Source organism: Leptolyngbya sp. 7M (genome assembly GCF_018128485.1).
This window is the reverse complement of the sequence record NZ_CP070897.1, coordinates 6,409,877-6,432,778: the sequence shown is the minus strand read 5'-3', so window position 1 is coordinate 6,432,778 and position 22,902 is coordinate 6,409,877. Positions and strand designations below refer to the sequence as shown.

The following is a 22,902-nucleotide window of genomic DNA, read 5'->3' as shown; positions in this document are numbered from 1 at the left end:
TTCAGAGCTGTAGATGTTAATATTCCAGCGTTAACCGTTATGGAGCTTACCATAGGTACCGCCGGGCATATCGATCACGGAAAGACCTCGCTTGTCCGCGCTCTTACTGGCATTGATGCCGACCGCCTTCCTGAAGAAAAACGGCGTGGTATTACCATTGATATTGGCTTCGCTCAGATGCGGATCGGAAATGTTCATTTCGGATTTGTAGATGTTCCGGGCCATGAACGTTTCGTTAAGAACATGCTGGCGGGAGCAAGCGGGATCGACATCGTCCTGCTTGTGATCGCAGCAGATGAGGGCGTTATGCCCCAGACCCGCGAACATTTTGAGATATGCCGCCTGTTGGGACATAAGAGCGGCGTTATCGCCCTAACCAAAAGCGATCTGGTTGACGAAGAGATGCTCCAACTTGCCGCAATTGAAACTGCGGAATTAGTAAATGACTCATTCCTAGCCGATGCGGCCATCGTTCCGGTAAGTTCCGCAACGGGTTACGGTATCGAACGGCTGAAAGACGAGCTGTATAAGATTCAGCGTATGGATGGTTGCTGCTGATGGTTTCCTTGGTGCAAATTCGAACCGCACTGGAGGCGGGTGAGATTCTGGAATATCAATGTCTAGGCAATTTGAACTTCTACGATTCTCCGGCCTTGCAGAGTTTGGCAACTCAAGCGGTGGCAGGACGACAGCTCTGCCTGATGGCAGGAATAGAACTCGACTGTAAAGCTCAGGCCATACCCGTACAGCTTTGCGAAGATGACTATCCGGGTTGGATCGCCACCGAAGATCTGGATTTACTCGAGGTGGCAGAAGCGAGCTATCACCCCCTGGTATTGACAGAAGCAGAAATTCGCGCTCGGTTACCGCAGGTAATTGCCTACACGCACCAAGTGATGATGCAGCCGAATCACTACCTCTGGGGCGGCACGGTGGGACCCAACTACGACTGTTCGGGTCTGATGCAAACGGCCTTTGCTGTAGCTGGAATTTGGCTGCCCAGAGATGCCTATCAGCAAGAAGCTTTCGTCCAGCCCGTTCAATTAGACCAGCTAGAGCCGGGGGATTTGGTGTTCTTCGGTCGGCCCGACCGCGCCACCCATGTTGGCCTTTACCTGGGTGAGGGGTACTACATGCACAGTTCTGGCAAAGATCAGGGACGGAACGGCATCGGCATTGATGTGTTGTCCGACCAAGGGGATGCCGTCAGCCAAGCTTATTATCGTCAGTTGCGGGGGGCAGGCCGAGTCGTAGCCAGCTACATTCCCCAAGCTCATCGAGTAGATTAAATTCGGCTCAAATTCAAATCAGGTTACAAACAGGTTTAAAAATCAGAAAGGGCACCGACGACTGACCGTGTTTCGTCTCGGTACCCTTGCTGGTTCGCTCCTCACACGACAGTAAGCATAACAGACCTTGATTGTCTTTGTCATCCGTTTGACGCCAACGTTACATAGATGTGACAAATATTTTGCATTAGAAATATAACCTTTGTTTATTTGTTCAGAGGTTTACAGATCGCTAGGCGCTTTTAAGCCCAAGCTTTGCGTTAGCAGACAATGCAAAACTTTTTGGGTAATCAACACCAGGCCAAGCCGTACTTGTACCCGCTCTAGTGTCAACTCTGGAGCACGCAGCCTGCCATCTCCCCAAGTTCGACTCTGAGCATGAAACACCTGAAACGCTTGGCTCAAATTAGACAGAATCTTCAAGGTCACCCTGCGCCAGCGAGACGCTTGCACTACGGATCTTCAAATTAGTGATGTTGATTGACTTAGGACTGTAGAACAGAGCTGCATATGTTTTGGCTTGAACCGGCTAGATGTTTATATAACCTTGTGAAATCCACCAAAATTTTGTCCAAAGCTGTTTTTTAGCCTAGGATGCTTCACCTCCATCATGGGATCAGAATGAACGAAAAGCAAAATAGAGATCGGAATAGGGATCAAAATAGATACAAGAAAATCAAACAGGCCGAAGCAGAGTTTGAACGATTAATTCAAAGAAGCCGTTGGGACACACTAAATCCAGTCAGGATTGAACGAAAACGAACCAGCAAGCCTGCGCAGGCAAAAGTTTCAACTATTCCAAACTCCGAGTCTGTTTGGCCTCTGGCGTTTGGAATAGGTTTAGTTATTTTATCAATATGTCTGATTTTGTATGTGCTTTGGCGATTAAATTCACCGATACGAACAGTTCTTGTTGTCTTTTTATGTTTGGTACTACCTGGACTGTGTAAAGTCTACGGTATTATCGTAGGCGGATTCACCATATTCTCTGGCATCAGATTAGGGTTCTCGGCAGGACAATCTTTTTCGGTGTTGCCAATTGCTCCTTTCTATATCTTTGATCCATCCCTGAGCTATTTTTGCTTGAGCTGGGGGCTGCTGGTCGCCAGTCGGCAAACACGCTCAAAACTTGGTTTTGCATTAGGCTTGCTCAATTTGCTGGGCGGCGTCTTTGGTCTGTTTTATTTTAAAAGCAGTACTAAAGTGACTGCTCCTGGTATTTTGGGTGGCATCATTTCTGGTCTGTATATGGTGGGGCTGGGTAGCTCCATCATTAAAACGATCCACGAGTCTTGGACGCAGTCGGATTAGCACTTAGGTTTGGGTTGGTAGACTAAAGGTATCGATTGGACCAATCCGACAATGACTATTGCGCACATACGGACTGATCTCGTCTCCAAAAAGATATCGTTACCCGCATCTCCCTCAATTTCGCCTTTACCATTACTTCCACTCACCCAATTTTTTCAAGCTTTGCAGAAAATTTTTTCATCATTAAAGTCACCCGCGAAGGTATCATCACCATTCGTTAGTTCACGGATTACGACCAGTTACGTTTTACTTGACGTTTATGACTTAGTTCTCAGGTTCAAATCAGATTTGATTTGACTCCGGATTTGATTAAGTACTTGCGTCTCTTTATATGCAAAGGAAACATTGCGGAAGGAGATGGCATATCCCTGCGGCTGTTTCGGTTGCAGAGGTTCTGCTAGTGAAGGTTGGTTAAATACCTGAGTGATACGTTGTGCTGCTGCATTGATTTGATAGAACGCCGTCATGCCATGAAACAGCACATTCATGATTGGACGATTAAATCCAATACCTAACACAACAAATAAAATAAAACTGGAAATGCTGAGAGAATCAGTCAAATACAAGATAATCCCAGCCGGAATAATTGTAATTGCCGCAGAACGCATCAGGGTCAACATCGTGGCATAGGGAAATGCCATCGTGCGGGTGAGGCGAATGTAAACCTGCCGCATTTCTTCCACCACATCCTGCAATTGCGCGAAGGACAAATCGGTGCGCGTAAAGGCTTTAATCACCTTCATACCGTTGATGTATTGAATCACCGCACCATTCATTTTGGCGAGCAGTGTATTGTAGGCACTCATGTCAAACCGCGACATGATGAAACCAAATATCCCCAAGGCCACCACTGCACTAGCCAGGGTTGCCAGCGTCATGCGCCAGTCTACTAGGAATAGCAAAATGCCTGCGACAATCGGCACTGTCAATCCTGCGACCGTATCAGGAATGATATGTGCCAGTCCTTCTTCTAATTGTTCGACATCTTCATGGATAATTTTTTTAATTTCGCCCGTAGTGCGATCGCTAAAATAGCCCAACGGCAGTGTCCCCAGCTTGCGAGCCAACTCGATGCGCGTGTTGTAGAGGATGCTATAGGCAGCAATGTGAGCGATATGGGTCGATGCTCCCATGCAAATGCCTTTAAAAACGACAGCTCCGACTGCCAGCAGTGCCAAGGTCCAAATATACTGCGAATCAACAGCGGCTACAGGTTTGGTGAACAGCTCCAGACTGACAAGATAAATCAGATAATAGGGCACCAACCCCAGTGCTGCACCCAACGCCGCGAACAGTCCAGCCAATAGTAGGGAGACGCGCTGATGCATGACAAGCCATCGTAAGGACGGCGTTTTCCGAGGAGGAACGCTTGCCAAACCTTCGGGCAGGGAAATTCCCAACTGATTCACGGCCCACTGCTCTGCTTCGCCCAACGAACTAAAAATGCGACCAGGGCAGCCGTACATATTTTGCACCACTTTGCCCACATACCCCCAGCCGAACGAGACCGCGTGCAGCAACAGATCGTCGAGCTGAATCGCGCCACACCAGAACACTGCATCTTCACCCAGGAGCATGCCGTTCTAAAAGCAAATGGCACGATCGGCTGGCAGCAGTGGACGAATCGAGCCATTTTTGACAGCGATGGAAAGTTGGTTGAATTTCAGGCCGTGGGACGAGACATTACCGGCTACAAACAGGCATCCGAAGCCTTGCAAGCTTCCGAAGCGAAATTGCGTTCTATTCTGGAAAATACTCCCAGCGTCATCAGCCTTGTGGATCGCCAGGGCACGACACTGTTTATTAACCATTCTCTGTCGGGGCGGGATGCCAGCACCTTGATTGGTCGCAACATTACTGATTATCTCATCCCAGACCAGCCTGATCGGCTAGAAACTGTTTTGACAAGTGTATTTGCTCAGAGAGAAGCTGCTTACTTTGGGGCTGTGGGGATTGGCAAAACCCAGTCAATGGCTCACTACGAAGTGTGTATTGCGCCGATTCAAAAGTTGGAAGGAATCGAGACAGCAATTGTGATGGCAGCAGATATCACCGTGCGAAAGCAAGCAGAAATTGCGCTGCAAAAACGCGAAACCCAATTGCGACTAGCGTTGGAAGCCAGCAAAATCGTCTGTTGGGAACATGATTTTGTCAATCATTACATCACTTGCATTGGACGGCATACAACCGGTAATCAATGGCAGGCCGAAAACTGGCAGATGACTGGACAGGCAGGACTCCTGATGGTTCATCCCGAGGATCAGGAGCGGGTGATACAAAAGATGGAAATGGCTGTGAAGACAACGGGTGAATTTGAAGATGTGCATCGTTTAATTTTCGCAGATCACTCCACGACTTGGGTGTTAGCGAAGGGGAAAGTTTTTGCGGACGCGCAAGGCCAGCTCAACCGCATGGTGGGAGTGTCAATCAATATCAGCGAACGCAAGCAAACAGAAATTGCGCTCCAAACCAGTGAAGCTCGATTTCGGGCTATTTTTGAGCAGGCGGCAGTAGGCATTGCCCAAGCAACGCTGTCGGGCCAATTTTTGCAGGTAAATCAGCGACTGTGCCAGTTGCTAGGCTACACCGAGACCGAACTGCTCTGTGGCACGATTCAAGCTGTCACCTGTCCTGAAGACCAAACTATTTATCAAGAGTCGATTCGAGCAATGCTGTTGTTGTAAATTTCAATAAATTGCTTCAGTTCCGCTTCGGTTCCTATCAACCCTTCAGCTTTTAGAATCTCCTTGTCTGCCTCGTAGCGTAGCCCCTCTAGCTGATACTCCTGAAGCACATCCTTCGCTTTTACTTTAATTGAGGCCATATCTGGTGGCTGCTCTCGTCCGATTAAAATAAAACAGCTTTTGTGTTTGCTATACATTCGCTTCAGCCAGTCGCCGTAGTCTTCATAAGCTGATCGATAGCGTCTAGAAGCAGCATCTGCCACAATGGTTTCCCAGTTGTCAATTACTACGAGACACCGGTACTGGTTGAAATAGCCCATCAAATCGGTCAAGCTGCCCTGCCGTTCCTTCCCTTTCGATAGAGAGCAAATTAGCTGGTTTAGCACATCGTTGAGCAATGGTTCTGAGTCGAGGGAAATCCAGATCAGAAACTCAAACTGACTGGCGATTTGTTTCATCAGCTGATAAGCGAGAGCCGTTTTACCAATACCCGCTCTACCGTTCAGGATAATTAGTCGCTTGCCCGCTACCCACTGCTGAAGTGTTTTCAACCCACTGATACGGCCACAGAATGGTTTGGGAGCCTCAGGCAAATCCCCAATGCAGATAATATCTGGATCGGTATAGTCTGTAACTTCATCTGGATTCACATCGATTGCCTGACAAAGCGCAATAAAGGTATCTTCCTCAATCGCTTTTCTATACCAACGAAATCGCTTGAATGTTGCCTCAGTAATATAAATTCTGCTTGGATGGAATTCCTGCGCTCGTCTGCGCCATTCTTCATCAAATGACTCTTTAATCAGCACAGTATTATCTCGCTCTCCCTGCCACTCCTGCTTTTTTCGGTCTTTAGCTTGTTTGATCAGCTCTTTGCCTTGTTCTGAGAGCCTGCGAGTTCGACGCGCCATAATGACAGCCTGATATTTCTCACTGCTCATTTTACCGGAACCCTGGTTGGAAAACTAGCTGCACCAACCGCAGCAACCTTCTGGCAGCCAGGGGTAATGTTGGTTTCAGCCAGATCCGTAAAGCAACCGAGCAATGATAGGGCAATCTGAATTTTTAGTAAAATGAACCTATTGTTTCTGTTCCTGCTGCTATGTCTGTTGCAGATCAGTCTATTGCTAATCCATCTGCTGCCAATCAGGAAGCCCTGCCGTCAACCTCGATCGATCCAATACCTGAGCGTCATGGTTGATTCTGATTGGCTGGCGCTGGTGATTGGCAACTCAAGGTTGCACTGGGCTTGGTTCAGGGGCACAACGTTGCAGCAAGCCTGGGATACGCCTCATTTTTCATCTGAGCTAATCGCTGATTTAACCCAGCATCAGCTTGATTTTGCCGCCTGTGCGGAAGGACTAACGGCAGAATTGCCGACCGTACCGAACTTCTTGCCCTACATCCCAGCCTCACAACCGCTCTGGCTAGCTTCGGTGATTCCAGCTCAAGTGCCCCTCTGGCAGACGTATCCTCAGACTCAAGTCATCACGCTAGCTACAATTCCAATCACAGGACTATATCCCACATTGGGAATTGACCGTGCTCTAGCGCTACTGGGAGCGGCAACGATTCATGGTCTGCCCAGTTTGGTGATCGATGCGGGGACAGGACTGACGTTTACAGGAGCCAATGCAGAAGCACAGCTAGTCGGCGGCGCGATTTTGCCCGGACTGCGACTACAATTGCGTTCCCTGGCTGAACATACTGCCGCGTTGCCCTACCTCTCGAATCGTCAAGTTTCCCTACCTCAGCGCTGGTCAACTAATACAACTGACGCCATTTGGAGCGGTGTGCTCTACTCGCTACTGGCAGGAATCCGCGATTTTGTCAGCGCATGGCAACAGCAGTTTTCTAGCGGATCAATTCTGCTTACGGGTGGCGATGCTCCATTATTAATCGATTTGCTGCGGCAGCAAGATCCGAAGTTGGCAGCTCAAATCGAGGTCGATCCACATCTTATTTTTTGGGGAATCAGACAAGTGGCAACTCAGCTTTAATCCAAAGCTTCTTGCTAACCAGTATGATCAGCGCAGAGGATCCCTAAGTCAAAGCCATGCTAAACCCATGCCAAACCCATGCCAAATAGGTCAAAGCAATCCACAAGCAGGCGCAAAACAGCAATATCAACAATGTCAACGAAGAATGTTCCACCTGTCTATTTCCTGTCATTGGAAGTCGAAAGAGTGCTTTGCTTCAAAGATCGACAGGTTCTCGATCTCTCGGATGGCAACGGCAATCCAGCTCAGTGGACTGTGATTTTAGGCGATAACGGCGTGGGTAAAACAACCTTGCTGCGCTGCTTAGCTGGGATGGAGCTAGAAATCACTACTATGGATTTCGGCGATGGTGAAGAGCAGGTAACATGGGAACCGGGCACGACTCTGGAAGTGCAGATCAACCTAAACGAATGGAAAAAGCTGCCGCCTGAGTATCAGGCCGCAATTGAAACGGCGGCCCACGAAGCCAATATGATTACCCTGTCGCGCTATGAGTCCCAGAACAACGAAGCGCTCCAGCGTTTAATCCAAGGTGGGGTGCAGTTGCGCCGCTACAGCGATGAGATCATGACTGCTGCTGAACAAGCTTCGTTTGCCCTCTACGATGAATTTGCGGCCAAAGATGCCGATTTCAAATCCGTATTTGACGAGTGGAAACAGTTCCGCAACCGGGTTTACGCCTGGAATAAACTCAACGAAGGCAACTTCGAGCAGTTTACCTATGCCCAGTTGAAGACGTAATTTGTTGATACAGCGTTTTTCACTCATGTCAGGTGTAGGGGGTGGGGGCTTCGCCTCCATGCAGGGACTGTGCCCCTGACCCAATTTTTGTACTTCGATTAGCCTGGAAAAGGCTATAAGCAAACCTAGGCTCGAACCAATCCTCCCCCTTACTAAGGGGGAGCTAGAGGGGGTCAAAATTAGACGTGAATTACGATCAGTATTACTGCCGATCAATCGGTTCAACTAGGTCAATTTGAATACGGGCGCGTTCCTCAATTCGGTAAACAATGCCTTGGGTGGGCTGCACCTCGACCCAATCGGGCACAAAGCCGTTGCATTGGAATCCAATCGAAATTGGATCGAGGGGGCAACGGAGAGCAGCTGGATCGGGATAGGCTACGACAATTTCACCCCGATATCCACTGTAGGTTTCAGTGACGCGGTAGATGCCGGGGCGCAGCAAGGTGGCGGCAAAGCTATCTTCGGCATTGAGTTCGCGACTGTCGAACTCGTGGGTATCGCCATCCTCACTGCGGCGCAGCACCACCGAATAGCCGCCCACACCCCGCGAGACATGAAACACGGCATAGCCCTCTACACTGACGCTAAACTCGCTCACCTCACGAGCATTCAGGGCTGCCAGATCAATGTTCACCTGCGTTGCCGTTGAGCATTCATCGACGGTCAGTACCAACTTGGCCACGGCTTGGCCGTCCCGCAACACAGTGCCTTGATATTCACCCGGTTGATCGAATCGATGCACAACCATTCCCAACATCGACAAAGCACCACTATCAATGCTGGTCTCTGTAAATAATCGCTGATTAATTACCGCAGCAATCAACTCGCGGCAATCAACTCGCAGCAATCAACTCGCGGTCAACGGATGAGTTGGGGCTGGGCTAAGATTTAGAAACACCGTTTCTGTGAACTGCTAATGACAGCCTCTGAACTCTCTCGCTCTCAATCGATTGGGCACAGCCATCCCGGCCAGCTTCATGGGGATGATGTGCTGCCTCATGCTGATGAGCATTCCAACCATCCCCATGTTCACAGCGAGGAATCATTGCGGCGAATTGTGAATCGGCTGTCGCGGATTGAGGGCCATATTCGCGGCATTAAGATGATGGTGCAAGAAAGCCGTTCCTGTCCGGATGTGCTGGTGCAAATTGCGGCAGTTCGGGGCGCTCTCGATCGCGTCTCTCGGATTATTTTGGATGAACACTTAACCGAATGCATTGCCCGTGCCGCCAAGCAAGGTAACATCGAAGCCGAAATTGAAGAACTTAAATCTGCTCTCGATCGCTTTTTACCCTGACGGTTTCACCTCAACGGTTTCCTTTTTACCCTTGGAATAATCAAAGAGCCGACGCAACCCAAATTGCAGTAGGTATGTGAGGTCCAAAAGGTGCAAACGAGGCTAGGCATAGAGCGATGCAACAAACTCACCATAGCCGTTGTATTTCAAGGTTGGCACCTCCTCCCAGTCAAACTCGGAATTGGGACCAATCAGCCGCTCTTTGGCCTGGGACCAGCGAGGGTGGGAAACCTCTGGATCAACGTTTGATTCAAACTTGTACTCACCCGGACTGATGGTATTCCAAAACGTGGCAGGTTGAGTTTCAACAAACTCGATCTTAACGATGGACTTGGCTCCCTTAAAGCCATACTTCCAGGGAATTACGGCTCGAACTGGGGCACCATGCTGTTTGGGCAAGGTATGACCGTAAACCCCAACCGCAAAAAAGGCCAAATCGTTTGCCATTTCTTCAATCCGTAGCCCTTCGGTGTAGGGAAACGGCAGAAACTGGCTGGGGGGAAAAGTTGGGCCTTTCATAATTCTGCGGTCGTAATAGGACGTGAAGCGCACAAACTTAGCGTTAGCTTTAGGGTCAACCGCTTTCAAGATCGCATTCATCGGAAACCCAATCCAGGGAACCACCATAGCCCAGGCTTCTACACAACGGAACCGATAGAGGCGTTCTTCTAGCGGAAATTCGCGCTGTAGCGTCTCCAAATCAGGGCGAATGCTCACTGGCGTCTTCACGAGTCGGGATGCATTATTAGGGCAACGCAAGTGGTTTTAGCCTGTGGTGACTACACAACCTGTTCCCCACCTAATTTTGCGAACTGAGTCAGGTAGTCGTTATCTGTCTCTGATAGGCAGCAACTGTTGGACCTTTGGCCGCGGAGATGACAACAACTTTGTCCTACCCGATCGCTGGATTTCTCGTAACCATGCGATGCTGCAACGAGTAGAAACCGGTGAATTCTACTTAATCGATATGGGTAGCCGCAACGGTTCGTTTGTCAACGGACGACGAGTTAGCGTACCTGTAACCTTGCAAAATGGTGACCGCCTTACTTTTGGTCAAACCGAACTGGAATTCTATGCACCTGAGATTGATCCCCTTTCAGATGCTTCGATGGGTGGTATCGACTCGCAGGAATTTACGGCAACGGCAACCCTGCATGTTCGTCGCTTGATCTCAGTGCTGGTCGTAGATATCCGCAATTTCACGGGGATGACTCGACAAATTGATGAAAATACGCTCTCAGAGGTGATTGGCACGTGGTTTCGCTGTGCCGGCGATATCATTCGGGAGTATGGTAGCTGGGTAGATAAGTACATCGGTGACGCGGTCATGGCCGTCTGGATCCACGGTGCCCAGCGGGTGACGCCAGAGGAAATGATCCGAATTGCCCATGCCCTCAGTGCGCTGCAGAAAATGACAAGTCAACTACACGAGCGCTATCCTCTGCCGTTTCCCCTCAAGGTTGGCGCAGGGTTGAATACCGGCTATGCAATGGTGGGTAATACGGGTACGGGTGACCGTCCTGACTACACGGCTCTCGGTGATACCGTCAATGCAGCCTTTCGGCTTGAATCAGCTACTAAACAAATTGGAGTTGATGTGGCGTTTGGCGAAACCACTTATCAGTATCTCAAGGAGGCTGGACTGCATCCATCCCTGTTTCAGCAGCATGAAGTAGAACTGAAGGGATTTGACGGTCAAACGGTCACCTATGCGGGTTCATTTGACGAGCTGGATGCCTTTCTTAATTCGATCAACACTAGCCCAGTAGAGAAGTTGTTGGGCGGCAAGTGAGCCAGTTTGATAGACGGACGACGTTCTGCTGGCGGCTAATCGCGATTGCAAAACCAAGCTAAGGCGAACAAGGTTAAAAACTGGCGAGATCAACAGCGATTTGCAGTCCTGTGCTCACCAAGCCTGGAATCAGCCCGACGGAGATTTTCACGGCTTGATTGCCCAAGATCCCAAAGTTACTGCTGTGCTATCACCGGCAGAAATCGAAGAATGCTTTGATTCGCAGCAGCACCTGAAGAATTTGAATGTGGTTTATCAGCGGCTGAATATTTAGCGGATGGGAGTAGCTGGCTTCTGCACGTCGTGCAGCGTTGCCGTAGGCAGTAGCAGTAAGGTGGATGGACTTCGCCGTGAGCTTCAGCCGAATGTCTGAACAATGAATGGGTGATGTGCCTGTATTTGATTAATTCTGTGATGCAGGTTAATTCTGTGATGCAGGTAAACGTTCGGCCTGCTGGATGCGGGATGACTGTGCTCTACATAACCATCTCAATCACGTGAATCAGCATTTCGACAAGCCAACCATAGAGTTACGCCAATCGGAAACGTGAAACTATAGACCGGGTAAGGCTTTCTGATTTTTGTAAAAATTTGTTTCTTTTTGATAAGATTTGTTATAGTTTGTAACGAAGAGTTATGACAAGTGCCCGATGGCTCCAGGTTTCTGGCTTGGCCTTCCGGGTTGACTCTTGTTGATTGCCAATTTGTTTACTGAATCTGACGAGGTAGATCAGTCCTATGCCATTCACGATTGAATCAGCTCGTGGTATTTTTCCTGGCACCCTTGCTGCGGATGCCGTTCCTGCTACAGTCGCCAGATTTAACCAGCTCAGTGCTGAGGATCAGCTTGCCTTAATTTGGTTTGCCTACACCGAAATGGGCAAAACTATCACAATTGCCGCTCCCGGAGCCGCCAGCATGGTGCTTGCTGAGGGACTGTTGAACCAAATTCGTCAATTGTCTGCACTGGAGCAGACCCAGGTGATGTGTGACCTTGCAAACCGGGCTGATACGCCAATGTGCCGTACCTACGGTACATTCAGCCCCAACATCAAGCTGGGCTTCTGGTATCAGTTGGGGCAGTGGATGGAGCAGGGCATTGTTGCCCCCATTCCTGAAGGATATAAGCTTTCTGCTAACGCTTCCGCCGTTCTGCAAACCATTCGTGAGTTGGATGCCGGTCAGCAGATCACGGTTTTGCGCAATGCCGTAGTTGATATGGGCTATGACCCCAGCAAGTTGGGAGGCTACACTCCCGTAGCAGAACCCGTTGTGCCGCCTAAGTCAGTTGGGCCAGATTGGATCCCCTAGCCCTGCAAGAAAGCTGGTTCCGCCTACAACATCCTGTAGCTGAACCTCCTGCCGAACGCCTCCAAAGCGTGATTGCTGCCCAACCCGACTCTCCTGCCCGCCTCAGCCGCTTGGCAGCGCTCAAGCAAAATATTGCCAGCTACCGGCAGGCTGTTCCCCCACGTCCAACAAACCACTCTGGCTCCCAGCCACCAGAACCAGCCCAAGCGATTAAAACAGAACGGCTGCGCCACACCGGACTTCCAATTCTGGATCTGCCTCAGGAGGGCGCGTTGCCCGCAGACCTCCAGGTGCTTTACCTATTTCAGGGTGGTTCTGGCAGGCGGGTCATGGATCGGTCTGGTGTGGGTGAACCACTCGACCTCGACCTCATGGAACGCTCTGGCGGCCAGGAACCCCCTTGGCGATGGGAAGGGGACGGCTTGAGGCTGCTACGTTCGAGTATTCTCATCGCCAACCGACCGGCAACCAAACTGATCAATGCCTGTAGGTCTACGCAAGAACTGACCATCGAAGTGTGGCTTGAGCTGGATGCAGATCAAACCATGGCTATCAGGCTAGCGCCGATTGTCACCCTGTCCAATGACCCCAATAATCGCTATTTCACCCTGGCCCAGGGCGGAAGGGACAATCAATCGGGCGGTGATTTATTTAGCGTTCGACTCCGCACCGATAGCACCACCCACTCGGATGGCACCCGTTCTGCCGCTGGCACACCCCTCGACCGCACAGCCCCGATCGCCACGCATCCCGGCTCTGCCAAGGCAGGACTGTCCCATATCGTGTTTACCCGTCAAGCTAATGGGCTGATGAAGGTTTACATTGATGGGCAAGAGCGAGCCAGCAATACGCTTTTGAATAGTCTGTTCCCGGTTTATCGCGGCCAAAATTCCGACCAGACCTTCCGCCTTGGTTTAGGCAATGAAATTTTGGGCAATAGCCCCTGGCTGGGGAAATATTATCGGGTTGCGATCTACAGTCGAGCCTTAACGATCGCTGAAGTGCAGTCACAGTTCTCGCAGGGTTATCTAGTCTGGGCACCTTCGGGGGTGCAAATCGCCACCAGTCAACTTGCCCAGTCTCCCCCAACCCTGAGCCGTTATGCGGCTGCCACGCTGCTGCCTACTGCGTCACCGTCAGCCCACCTTCAGGCTCAAAACCTTGCTATCAGAAGCCACGGTGATCAATGCCCGGTTTGCTAAACCAATTGACACCGAACTGATTGTGCCGATTGCCCGTCAGGTGAAGCGGGTGATCACGCTGGAAGAAGGCTGCCTCATGGGCGGGTTTGGTTCTGCCGTAGCCGAATCCCTGCTTGACCACGAAGTCATGGTTCCGGTAACGCGCTTGGGTGTGCCCGATCGGTTGGTGGATCACGCTAAACCGGAAGAATCCTTCGCCGAGTTGGGTCTGACACCACCCCAAATTGCCGATCGCATCCGTCAACTGATGCAGCCGCAACCTGCTCCGGTCCACTGAAGTGGCAGCAATTGCTGGGGGTTAGCACCTCCCCTTCCGCCTCTACCTCCACCCCCTTGGCTGCGCTATCTTCCCGTACCGAGGGGGAACTGAGGGGAGTCTGAAAGTCAATTTGATAAAACTTGATTCACCAACTTGATGCTGGTTAAATCTAGCTCATCAAAGCTGAAAATAGTCTGATGATTCACAGGACAGTATCCTGTCTGTGGCAAGCGAGGCGTCTGCCCTCCAATGACCCAATTTTTTTTAATTCTATGAGCTGAATTCGTCTGCCATAGCATTCATTTTCAATTAACACATCCTAACTGATTAGATTCATTCGACATTATTTGTTCGCTCTGTTTAGCTAAATTCGCCAAAATATCTTTAACATTTACTTCGCCATACAAATACTCGGTTAAGCTACCTTGGCAGCAGGAAGCTGCACTCGATAGGTCGGACAGATTTAACAGCATCTGCAAAACAACCAATCAAATCACTTAAGAACATTAAATCATTTGAACAGGTCGTAGTTTATACTGCCGAGCTGCTTTGGATTACTTAAGCGACAATTCGATTACTTTTAGCTACAATTTGCCCTTGGAACTTTTGCTTGGAACTTTTGATGGCAAAATCGTCAAAGTTCGAGTATAACGGCAACGAAACAAACTCACGAAACAGGCCCACACAGACTACGCAATCAACCGGCTGAGTCACGCAGCTAATCTCTCGGACTCGGTATAGTCTCTGCCCCCCATCCCCTACCATGATTGAAGTTGAACATCTGAGCAAAGTTTACGGCTCTACACCCGCGATTCAAGATGTCACCTTTTCTGTTGAAAAAGGAGAAATTCTTGGCTTTCTCGGTCCTAACGGTGCTGGGAAAACCACCACAATGCGGATCATGCAGACGCTCTGCACGGGGAATGGCAGGGAATGATGCTTAAATTCTTTACCCTTATCGTTAATTGGAAGTTATGGCTGGCAGGAGTTCGTAGATTTTAATGTCTTATTAAGGTTTTATTATTGCTGCCGTTACATCTTGTTAAGCTATGGTAATTTTCAGTAATGTTGTAAAAGCGTTCTATTTCAATCCAACAACGTTGTTGATTAGACATCTAAAATGTCCCAATAATGTCTAAATCAATGTCTACAGCGTTTTTCACCCACGTAAGGTATAGGGGGTGCAGGGGCTGTGCCCCTGCACCCCAATTTTTGTACTTCACTAGCCTGGAAAAGGCTGTAAATCTGCGACCTCAGTGTCAAATTCAGCCTGTTGATGGAATGGCTCGAGTGTTTGTTTGGTAGTAATCGGTTTCACCGTCTTCATCAGTTAGTGAAAGTCCTAAAGAGATCTCCAATCTGCATAGGTACCCAGCTCGTGGGAGATATCAGATAGTAAACCAATCGAATTAGCAGATCGTATAGAGTGCGGGCATTTCGCCTGCTGCCAATCAGGCACTAGTCCCTAAAGGATCTGAACAAATCATTCGGTTGAGTTACTTAATTGCTTAGCGACAGTCCACTAACCTAATTCACCGCAAACGCCATAGCAAACACTATGTTGATTTTCGAGGAATATTTTCAGGACAATCAGCACAATTGGAGTTCGCGCAGCTCTGACGAATGCAAGCTGGGCGTAGAAACCAATCATTATGTCTTTGAACACAAGCGCAGTGGCAATAGCTGGTGGGTGGCCTGGAATTCAGCCGATTTTTTTTACAACAAACCCGATTTTCGTATTCATGTCGTGCTAGAGAAGGTGACAGGAGCAAACCACGGCTTTGGCTTTGTCTGGGGATTGGTAGACACGCACAATTTCTTTAAGTTCGTGATTGCCGACAACGGCCACTACCGCATTGCTAAGTGCGAAAACGGCATTTTCAAAGACTTGGTGGTCTGGAAACGCAGTCACACCATTCAGTATCCCAACGCGATCAACATTCTAGAACTTCGCCGTAATCAAGATAGCGTCGAGTTTTATATCAACAGCACGCGGGTGGAAACGCTGGAAGCCGAGTTGGTAACGCGGGTCGATGACCGCAAATTTGGGTTTATTGTCTTTGACAAAATCAAAATCAAAGTGCATAGCTTGTCGTCGTCCCGGTGCGTGGGCGGACTCATCCGTCGATGCCTGACGCTGCGCGGATCGGCCCGGCACACGCCCGGGATCGCGCGCACCGGCCGACCGGCCCACGCCACCGAATCGCTCATCGAGTCGACACCAGAACATGCGTGCTCCGCGCCTGGGGCCCAGGCGATGCGCGCCCCTGGCGACGCGCCCGTCCGGTCGTGCGCGACCGAGGACCAGACAACGAACCGGCCTCCGCAAGCGCTGATCGGCCCCGGGAAGAAGCCGATCAGCCGCAAGGAGTACCAGGACCCACGAGAAGCGCTCCGCCGTCCTCCATGACTCGCGGAACATGCCCGTCGGAGCCGGCGCGTCCATCTGCACCGTGCGGCCGCTCCATGGCCCTCCGACCGGGTCTCTCGATCTGCGTCCGTCCTGACGCGGTGGACGTCGTCCTGAGCGTCCAGGTCCACCACAAGAACCCATGTGGAGAACCTGTTGCTACGGGGCATTTCCCCCTTTCAGCATTTCGCAACACCCCGTCAGCATTCAAGATATGTTCCTGTCAATTGCAGATGTCCCACCGCCACCCACCCCTCCACGTAGACCTCCAGGCCCCACGCGCCCACCACGGTGGAAAGCGACCGACCTGTCCCCATATGGTGCGGCTGACTTCTTCCTCAGCACCACGGACCGTCCAAAGACCGGACGGCATGCAAAGGACTCACCATGGCCATTCGTGTCGGGATCAACGGCTTCGGGCGCATCGGTCGGCTCTTCTGCCGCATCGCCATGGAGCACCCGTCGCTGGAGATCGTCGCCGTCAATGACCTGGTCCCCGCCGACAACCTCGCCTATCTCCTCAAGTACGACACGATGCACGGCCGGATCAAGGCAAAGACCGTCTCAGCCACCGAGAACAGCTTCACGATCGACGGCCGGGTCACCAGGACCATGGCCGAGAAGGACCCCGCCAAGCTGCCATGGAAGGATCTGGGCGTCCAGTACGTCCTGGAGTCCACAGGACTCTTTACCGACTTCGAGAAGGCCAATCTTCACATCTCGGGCGGCGGCGCCAGACGCGTCGTCATCTCCGCCCCCACCAAGAGCGAGCCGGCTCAGGTTCCCACGCTCTGCCTGGGCGTCAACCACGAGACGTACGACCCCGCAAAGCACACCGTCGTAAGCAACGCCAGCTGCACCACCAACTGCCTCAGAATGCGGCGGAAACCAAGGCCGAAGACGCCCTCGAAGCCGAACTTCGTAAAATGAAGAGTCTCTTTCGTTAACGAAAAAAGCCGCGGCCAGCATCTCAGCTGACCACGGCCTTCACCTTCCCCGGATCATTCTTTAGAAATTACCTTCGATAGTAGCGACGTTCATACTTTTTCGTCTTTGGATTGAAAACGTAAGTATAAAGTGCTCCGCCCCCCGCGCCGGCTGCCGCGCCGATAGCGGCACCTTTACCACCGCCCGCGATCGCACCGATGATCGCTCCGGCACCGGCTCCGATACCGATGTTTATCAGGTTGCGATGCCTGTCATAAACGTTACCGTCATCCTTGCATATCAGCCGTCCGTTACGGTCGCGATAACAATCACGCTGCGCCTCGGCGGTCGTGGCAAATAGAGGCACCATTACCGCCATCATTGCAACCATCAAAAATGCTGAAAAATATCTCTTGATCATTTCGATTCCCCCTTTTTCTTTTCAATTAGGCTTGTTCCGCCTTCGCTATATTCAGGAGCAATGCTCGTGCCAGAGCAGGGAAATATAATGTATTCAATGATTTACACAGACATGGCGGCTGTCGAGATGGCGTTTTCCCGACTAAATACGCGCCGAAGATACGAAATCGTATGAAACCAGGAATAGGAGAATATGATAAAAGAAGATTGGTTTATGAATCTACTGATTTAGCAACACCAAGAGCCGATCGGCCCAATCGGACCGCGAGTTTCTCAGTATCTCGTACTGCACCTGCGCCATTTCCTTGTTGCCGGAGCGAAGGTAAGCACGTCCCAAATTGAATCTTGCCTGATCTAGGTTAGGATCGTAACCGAGAGCATTGTTGAAGGCAAGGAGCGCATCTTCGGGGCGGTCAAGTTCAAGGTAACATTCGCCGAGCGCATTGTAGGTTTTCGCGTCAGGTCGGTAGGTTCGCAATCCTTCAAACGCGTTGGCGGCCTCTGCCCATCTCTTCTGACGGAAATAGGCCTGGCCAAGTTTTTCGAGAGCATTTGCGTGGTCAGGTTTGAGGCCGATCGCACGCTTGTATGCGAGGATCTCTTCGTCGTGCCGTCCAAGCTTGTTAAGTGTCAAGCCATAGGAATATTGGGTATCCGGAGCGTTTTCATCCAGCCGCAGTGCCTGACGAAATGCTTCGGCGGCTTCATTGAATTGCCCCAAGAGTCGATCAAAGACCGCAACCGCTGCTGCTGGGCTGCAATCAAAGCCGGCGATTTCTCAATCATCCAATATTCCAGAGCCGCAAAGCATTCAAACTGATGGCGATGCAAATAGCGGACGATATCCTGAACCAGCAATCCCTGTCCGGCTCCCATTTCAACCAGGATAAAGGGATTCGGGCAGTCAAGCTGGTGCCACAGGTCAGCAAATTGTTCGGCCAGCAGTTCGCCAAAGTCGGAGCCGAGGTGGGGCGAGGTAAAAAAGTCGCGCTGAATGCCCGCTTGGCCGCGATTGGTGGCGTAATAGCCATACTGCGGCTGGTAGAGCGCTAGCTCCATAAATTCGGCAAAGGTGATGCGCTGCTCAGGACTGGCGGCGATCTGTTGGGCAATGAGCTGGCAGAGTGCGGGGTTGCTGTCGGTTGCGAGGGGTTGGGTGGCCATAGTTATACCAATCGTCTACTTGCTCCGGCAAATATTGCCTCAGAAACTTTTTCAGACTTGGTTGATCTTGCCATGCTGTGGAGCAGACGTAGCGATGGAGCAAGTGGGTCTCCTTGGTTTGTAGCACAAATTGGCAGCAGTGGACTGATCAGAATTGCGCTGGGATGAAGGAAGCACTGTCAGGCAGCAGTGGGATTTTTGTACCGAATCCCTCCAGATGATTACCCAAAATCGAACCACGATTGCAATCGCCCATCGGCTCTCCACGATTCGCCACAGTTGATTGTGTTTATGTGATGGATCAAGGTCAGATTGTTGAGCAGGGCACCCACTCAGAACTAATCGCCCTTGACGGAATCTATGCGAAATATCTATGCGAAATTATGGCGCGGGCAATCGGGTAAACGTAATATGCCCGAAACGTACTACTGAATGAGTGTTACAACGTCTCCCAAACCAGATTGACCGTAATTCAACGCAAGCTTCCCTGTAAATTCTTTAAATTTGACAAATTCGATTTTAATTCCACCGCAGTTTTTGGGATTCCTGAAACTATCGCTGTAGTTCCTCCTAACCCAGCCCCCAGCCCTTGCCCCTGTTGGAGAACGTCATGCCCTCGTTTCAAACTAGTTACGCGGTGGTAATTGGTATTAGCAGCTACCAAAATGGCATCAGCCCGCTGCAAACTGCCGTCAACGATGCCAGAGCCATTGCTCACGCGCTAGAAACCGAGCATCAGTACACGATACCCAATCTTCAACCTGGCTCCAAGCTTGTGTTGATGACCAGTCGCATGGGGTCGATTGGAGACAACACCTCTGGCAGTTCCTATGGCTACCGCATGTCCAAGGTGGCCTTGTCGATGGCAGGAAAATCGTTGGCGCACGACCTGCAACCGCGTGGGATTGCGGTGGCGATTCTGCATCCTGGTTTAGTGCAGACCCGCATGACCAACTTTACAACAGGCGGCATTACACCAGAAGCATCGGTAAAGGGATTATTGGCTCGAATTGATGAATTGTCGCTAGAGAATACAGGCACGTTTTGGCACGCGAATGGTGAGGTGTTGCCGTGGTAACTACCGCCTAATCATCAGCCTAATCATCAGGGCAGAACCTGACAGAACTGACCCACCAGGTTTGAAAAACTGTCTTAAATGTCAGTATTTCAGCACTATTAAAGCAGCCGCATTATTTTTCATCTCGACTGTATATTGAGATATTGCTTAATTTCCACAATCCTGTACTCTTTAAGTAGTTCCTACAGCTTCCTTGGATTCCCTGTAATCCATATTGGATATTACATTCAACTTTCAGGAGGTGCTCTTGGATAGCGTGACTTCTATCTTCTCTAACCTCGATTGGGAAATCCTGCTCGATTTGCTGCTCGGAATCAGCTTAAGCGCGGCTTCTGGCTTCCGGGTCTTTATCCCGCTTCTAGTGATGAGCGTCGCGGCTGTGATTGGCCATATTGATTTGCCTCCAGATTTTGACTGGATTGAGACCAATCAAGCCTTGCTTGTATTTGCGATCGCCAGCGCAGCAGAGATTGCGGGCTACTATATTCCCTTTGTTGACCACTTTTTGGATATTATCCTAACGCCAGCCGCAATCGTAGCGGGTACCTTGATCACAGCTTCGATTCTCCCCGACACAAACCCCTTGTTGCAATGGACAATCGCGGTGATTGCAGGCGGAGGAACCGCAGGATTGACCAAAGGCATGACAAATATTGTTCGTGCCATTTCTCTAGCTATTTCAGCGGGGCTGACCAATCCCGTTGTCGCCACAATTGAGTTAGTGCTGGCGATTACGATTGCTGTATTGGCCATTACAGTACCTTTGCTGGCAGGTATCTTGGTGATTGTGGGATTGCTACTAGCGGCACGGAGAATTCGCAAGTTTCTGGTCCAAAACCCATCTTTGGCTAATGCTCCCGGCCCCTGCCAATGCATGAACCGATGCAATCCACCCGCCTGCTGCACAATGCTTTCTCCTGGCTGCAGATGCAGGTGATAGGTATTTGCCAAAATCATCTGTGCCCCAGTAGCTTGCAACTGATCGGGCGTCAGGGTTTTCACATTGGCTAAGGTGCCCACCGGCATGAAGCGGGGGGTTTCGACCACACCGTGAGGCGTTGAAAATATTCCGGCACGGGCTTGAGTTTGCTGGCAGTTCGCCTGAGATTGAAACGAAAAATTCACGCTGGACTATCGCATCCGAGTACAGTACTGACCTAGCGTAGCAAGCTACGGCCCGTCTTGGACTAGGTTAGGCGATACAGCCTGTAAAGTCTTTAGCGCTCGCTCAAAACGAAAAGCTATCGTCATCATCAATACGGACATCCCAGCTAGCCGATAGCACCTCAGCTACGACAGCTTCTAGGGCAGCCGCGTTGAGGCTGCGGTTTTTCTGTTCTTGCAGTGGGTTAGACAGCGGCATCAACCGCAAGTGCTGATTTTCTTGAATCAGGTCAAACCAGGGCTGCTGGTCAGGCGACCGCTTCAGCTCTAAATAGTCGAAACTGCACACATTGATGTAGAGCGTGTGGTTGGCCACTAGGGTAGAGCGCTGCGGGTCTGAGAACACTTCCAGCACATAGCCCTCGTCTTCGACCAAAAGCTGTCCATCTTGGCTGTAGCAGTAGCGAACCCGATTGAGATCGACTAAAAGCCGCTGCATATCCTGCTTGTTCACAATGATGCCCGTGTCAACAATGCAGGGGGCTGGCAGCTTCGTATTTCCAGAAAGGTGATCGTAGCTCATAGAAAATGCCTTGGTCGAAACGCAGACACTAGGTTGACCTATCAGCCAACGAGATGTTCATAACTTAAACTCACAAGACCAGCTTATCCTAGAAATCCCCTGAACCTCTTGATAGAATTCACGGAACTTTATTTATGCTCTAGTTGGCTATTCTAGGTTGCTTACTGTAAGTAGCCTGCTGTAAGGGGTTGGCCTGAATAGCTATCCCAGCGGTTCTTCAAGGATAGGCAATTCATTGGCTTATTTCCAATTATTGCCGCAACTTGATTCTGTAAATTCAGCCAGAGTGCTGAACCTTTTAGAGCGACCAGGTGGTATGCTTTTCACCCAGTCAGGCCACCTATTTGGGTCTTACGCCTTGCCCTGGATTTGTCCAGCTAGAACAGCCGCACCAAAGCCGTTGTCAATATTCACGACTCCAACGCCAGCCGCACAGGAGTTTAGCATCGTCAGCAGCGGAGCCAAGCCCCCAAAGCTAGCGCCATAGCCAATGCTGGTCGGAACGGCGATCACCGGACAGCCAGCCAAACCCGCCACCACACTGGGTAGCGCTCCCTCCATACCCGCCACCACAATCAGCACATCGGCGTCGGCAATCAACTGACGATTGTTCAGCAGCCGATGAATCCCGGCGACGCCTACATCCCAAAGCCGTTTGGTTGCAAAGCCGGATAGTTCTGCGGTGACGGCGGCCTCTTCGGCCACGGGTAAATCTGCCGTTCCGGCTGAAAGTAAGGTGACGGTACCTGGGTAGCAAGGCTGCCAGTTGGGAGGTACAATCGCGCAAATTCGCGCCAGTTCGTAATACTGCAATTCGGGAATTCGGTAGCGCAACTGGGCATACACCGAAGGATCGATCCGTGTCGCCATCACAACCGGGTTGTGTTGCCGCAGCACCTGGAAAATCTGCACAATCTGTTCGGGGGTTTTGTCCTGCCCCCAAATCACCTCTGGGAATCCAGTCCGCAGGGCACGGTGGTGATCAACCTTGGCAAAATCGGCGACTGGCTCATAGTCAAAATGCTTCAGTTTATCAAAGGCGGTTTCTGGGCTGACTTCGCCTAGGGCAACAGCGTCGAGGAGATGGCGTAGGGCGGCTGACCTAGGGTCAGAGAAATCGGATTGAGACACGGCAAAAAAGAAGAATGAACGGTAAGCAAACTGCCGCCGCAGCGACATAAACGGAAAACTCCTAAACTCTATTGTGTATGCCTGGGGTAGATATGACCAAAAAGCTGGTCAAGTCGCTAGTCAAGTCGCTGGTCAAGTAGTCTGACCAAAAGTACCCAAGCGGGTAATGCTGTTCTTGGGCGGAGATTGCCAAAAT

At 50.6% G+C, this 22,902-nt stretch carries 25 protein-coding genes and 2 pseudogenes; 17 read left to right on the top strand and 10 right to left on the bottom strand.

Annotated elements, in window-relative coordinates; all coding sequences use genetic code 11:
* Positions 1–39 precede the first annotated feature (39 nt).
* From JVX88_RS34440 to JVX88_RS34430, 3 genes are all read left to right on the top strand, one after another.
* Entirely contained in the window at positions 40–558 is a 519-nt protein-coding gene (locus JVX88_RS34440; protein ID WP_211623330.1) for a GTP-binding protein, read from the top strand.
* On the top strand, positions 558–1,289 hold the full coding sequence (locus tag JVX88_RS34435; protein WP_211623328.1) for an NlpC/P60 family protein: 732 nt from the start codon (positions 558–560) through the stop codon (positions 1,287–1,289). The genes JVX88_RS34440 and JVX88_RS34435 overlap by 1 nt, the downstream gene beginning before the upstream one ends.
* A gap of 621 nt (positions 1,290–1,910) precedes the next feature.
* Positions 1,911–2,600, top strand: a complete 690-nt coding sequence (locus tag JVX88_RS34430) for a hypothetical protein (RefSeq protein ID WP_211623326.1) — start codon at positions 1,911–1,913, stop codon at positions 2,598–2,600.
* 257 nt (positions 2,601–2,857) lie between these two features.
* On the opposite strand, the gene JVX88_RS34425 is transcribed toward JVX88_RS34430, so the two are convergent.
* Complete coding sequence (locus JVX88_RS34425; RefSeq protein WP_211623324.1) at positions 2,858–4,033, bottom strand: ABC transporter transmembrane domain-containing protein; 1,176 nt, start codon at positions 4,031–4,033, stop codon at positions 2,858–2,860.
* Positions 4,034–4,069: 36 nt separating this feature from the next.
* On the opposite strand from JVX88_RS34425, the gene JVX88_RS34420 reads away from it, so the two are divergent.
* Positions 4,070–5,284 (top strand): PAS domain-containing protein, encoded by a 1,215-nt coding sequence (locus tag JVX88_RS34420; protein WP_211623322.1) that lies wholly within the window; start codon positions 4,070–4,072, stop codon positions 5,282–5,284.
* Here the strand turns inward: JVX88_RS34420 and JVX88_RS34415 are convergent.
* Positions 5,251–6,225 (bottom strand): NACHT domain-containing protein, encoded by a 975-nt coding sequence (locus JVX88_RS34415; protein ID WP_211623320.1) that lies wholly within the window; start codon positions 6,223–6,225, stop codon positions 5,251–5,253. The genes JVX88_RS34420 and JVX88_RS34415 overlap by 34 nt on opposite strands.
* Before the next feature lie 132 nt (positions 6,226–6,357).
* Between JVX88_RS34415 and JVX88_RS34410 the strand changes: the two genes are divergently transcribed.
* Together JVX88_RS34410 and JVX88_RS43605 are read left to right on the top strand one after the other, a co-directional pair.
* Entirely contained in the window at positions 6,358–7,284 is a 927-nt protein-coding gene (locus JVX88_RS34410; RefSeq protein WP_263975395.1) for a pantothenate kinase, read from the top strand.
* Between the two features lie 132 nt (positions 7,285–7,416).
* Complete coding sequence (locus JVX88_RS43605) at positions 7,417–8,025, top strand: ATP-binding cassette domain-containing protein (RefSeq protein WP_211623319.1); 609 nt, start codon at positions 7,417–7,419, stop codon at positions 8,023–8,025.
* Between the two features lie 202 nt (positions 8,026–8,227).
* Here JVX88_RS43605 and JVX88_RS34400 read toward each other — a convergent pair whose 3' ends face one another.
* Positions 8,228–8,875 (bottom strand): hypothetical protein, encoded by a 648-nt coding sequence (locus JVX88_RS34400; protein WP_211623316.1) that lies wholly within the window; start codon positions 8,873–8,875, stop codon positions 8,228–8,230.
* Between the two features lie 69 nt (positions 8,876–8,944).
* Here JVX88_RS34400 and JVX88_RS34395 point away from each other — a divergent pair, with 69 nt between their 5' ends.
* Positions 8,945–9,325 carry a metal-sensing transcriptional repressor gene (locus tag JVX88_RS34395; RefSeq protein ID WP_035999181.1) on the top strand — a complete coding sequence of 127 codons (381 nt, stop codon included), beginning with the start codon at positions 8,945–8,947 and terminating at the stop codon, positions 9,323–9,325.
* Positions 9,326–9,427: 102 nt separating this feature from the next.
* On the opposite strand, the gene msrP is transcribed toward JVX88_RS34395, so the two are convergent.
* A complete protein-coding gene (gene msrP, locus JVX88_RS34390; RefSeq protein WP_263975394.1) occupies positions 9,428–10,042 on the bottom strand; it encodes a protein-methionine-sulfoxide reductase catalytic subunit MsrP in 615 nt (204 codons plus the stop codon).
* Between the two features lie 58 nt (positions 10,043–10,100).
* Here msrP and JVX88_RS34385 point away from each other — a divergent pair, with 58 nt between their 5' ends.
* From JVX88_RS34385 to JVX88_RS34350, 8 genes and pseudogenes are all read left to right on the top strand, one after another.
* On the top strand, positions 10,101–11,117 hold the full coding sequence (locus JVX88_RS34385) for an adenylate/guanylate cyclase domain-containing protein (protein ID WP_317134549.1): 1,017 nt from the start codon (positions 10,101–10,103) through the stop codon (positions 11,115–11,117).
* A 100-nt stretch (positions 11,118–11,217) separates the two neighbouring features.
* On the top strand, positions 11,218–11,391 hold the full coding sequence (locus JVX88_RS34380) for a hypothetical protein (protein WP_211623310.1): 174 nt from the start codon (positions 11,218–11,220) through the stop codon (positions 11,389–11,391).
* Positions 11,392–11,855: 464 nt separating this feature from the next.
* Positions 11,856–12,428, top strand: coding sequence for an orange carotenoid protein N-terminal domain-containing protein (locus tag JVX88_RS34375; RefSeq protein ID WP_211623307.1), 573 nt, complete (start codon positions 11,856–11,858; stop codon positions 12,426–12,428).
* Entirely contained in the window at positions 12,416–13,630 is a 1,215-nt protein-coding gene (locus tag JVX88_RS34370) for a LamG domain-containing protein (RefSeq protein WP_211623305.1), read from the top strand. The genes JVX88_RS34375 and JVX88_RS34370 overlap by 13 nt, the downstream gene beginning before the upstream one ends.
* Positions 13,590–13,907, top strand: coding sequence for a transketolase C-terminal domain-containing protein (locus JVX88_RS34365; RefSeq protein WP_317134548.1), 318 nt, complete (start codon positions 13,590–13,592; stop codon positions 13,905–13,907). The genes JVX88_RS34370 and JVX88_RS34365 overlap by 41 nt, the downstream gene beginning before the upstream one ends.
* Positions 13,908–14,652: 745 nt before the next feature.
* A pseudogene (locus tag JVX88_RS34360) lies at positions 14,653–14,808 on the top strand (ATP-binding cassette domain-containing protein); the annotation flags it as partial.
* 639 nt (positions 14,809–15,447) lie between these two features.
* A complete protein-coding gene (locus JVX88_RS34355) occupies positions 15,448–16,299 on the top strand; it encodes a hypothetical protein (RefSeq protein WP_211623301.1) in 852 nt (283 codons plus the stop codon).
* Positions 16,300–16,686: 387 nt separating this feature from the next.
* Positions 16,687–17,229, top strand: coding sequence for a glyceraldehyde 3-phosphate dehydrogenase NAD-binding domain-containing protein (locus JVX88_RS34350; protein ID WP_211623299.1), 543 nt, complete (start codon positions 16,687–16,689; stop codon positions 17,227–17,229).
* A gap of 85 nt (positions 17,230–17,314) precedes the next feature.
* Here JVX88_RS34350 and JVX88_RS34345 read toward each other — a convergent pair whose 3' ends face one another.
* The 3 genes from JVX88_RS34345 to JVX88_RS34335 all read right to left on the bottom strand — a co-directional run bounded on the left by JVX88_RS34345 (position 17,315) and on the right by JVX88_RS34335 (position 18,810).
* Entirely contained in the window at positions 17,315–17,647 is a 333-nt protein-coding gene (locus tag JVX88_RS34345; protein ID WP_211623297.1) for a YMGG-like glycine zipper-containing protein, read from the bottom strand.
* Positions 17,648–17,866: 219 nt separating this feature from the next.
* A complete protein-coding gene (locus JVX88_RS34340; protein WP_225931281.1) occupies positions 17,867–18,367 on the bottom strand; it encodes a tetratricopeptide repeat protein in 501 nt (166 codons plus the stop codon).
* The gene (locus JVX88_RS34335) at positions 18,277–18,810 is read right to left on the bottom strand and encodes an SAM-dependent methyltransferase (protein WP_211623293.1); all 534 of its coding nucleotides are present in this window, start codon (positions 18,808–18,810) and stop codon (positions 18,277–18,279) included. The genes JVX88_RS34340 and JVX88_RS34335 overlap by 91 nt, the downstream gene beginning before the upstream one ends.
* Positions 18,811–19,420: 610 nt before the next feature.
* On the opposite strand from JVX88_RS34335, the gene JVX88_RS34330 reads away from it, so the two are divergent.
* Both JVX88_RS34330 and JVX88_RS34325 read left to right on the top strand, forming a co-directional pair.
* Entirely contained in the window at positions 19,421–19,888 is a 468-nt protein-coding gene (locus JVX88_RS34330) for an SDR family oxidoreductase (protein ID WP_211623291.1), read from the top strand.
* A gap of 256 nt (positions 19,889–20,144) precedes the next feature.
* The gene (locus JVX88_RS34325) at positions 20,145–20,825 is read left to right on the top strand and encodes a DUF4126 domain-containing protein (RefSeq protein ID WP_225931280.1); all 681 of its coding nucleotides are present in this window, start codon (positions 20,145–20,147) and stop codon (positions 20,823–20,825) included.
* Here JVX88_RS34325 and JVX88_RS34320 read toward each other — a convergent pair.
* From JVX88_RS34320 to larB, 3 genes and pseudogenes are all read right to left on the bottom strand, one after another.
* Positions 20,765–21,013 (bottom strand): annotated as a pseudogene (locus JVX88_RS34320) (tRNA-guanine transglycosylase); the annotation flags it as partial. The gene JVX88_RS34325 and the pseudogene JVX88_RS34320 sit on opposite strands and share 61 nt — an antisense overlap.
* Positions 21,014–21,116: 103 nt before the next feature.
* Complete coding sequence (locus JVX88_RS34315) at positions 21,117–21,575, bottom strand: hypothetical protein (RefSeq protein WP_035997326.1); 459 nt, start codon at positions 21,573–21,575, stop codon at positions 21,117–21,119.
* Positions 21,576–21,926: 351 nt separating this feature from the next.
* A complete protein-coding gene (gene larB / locus JVX88_RS34310; protein WP_211623289.1) occupies positions 21,927–22,754 on the bottom strand; it encodes a nickel pincer cofactor biosynthesis protein LarB in 828 nt (275 codons plus the stop codon).
* Between the last annotated feature and the right edge of the window lie 148 nt (positions 22,755–22,902).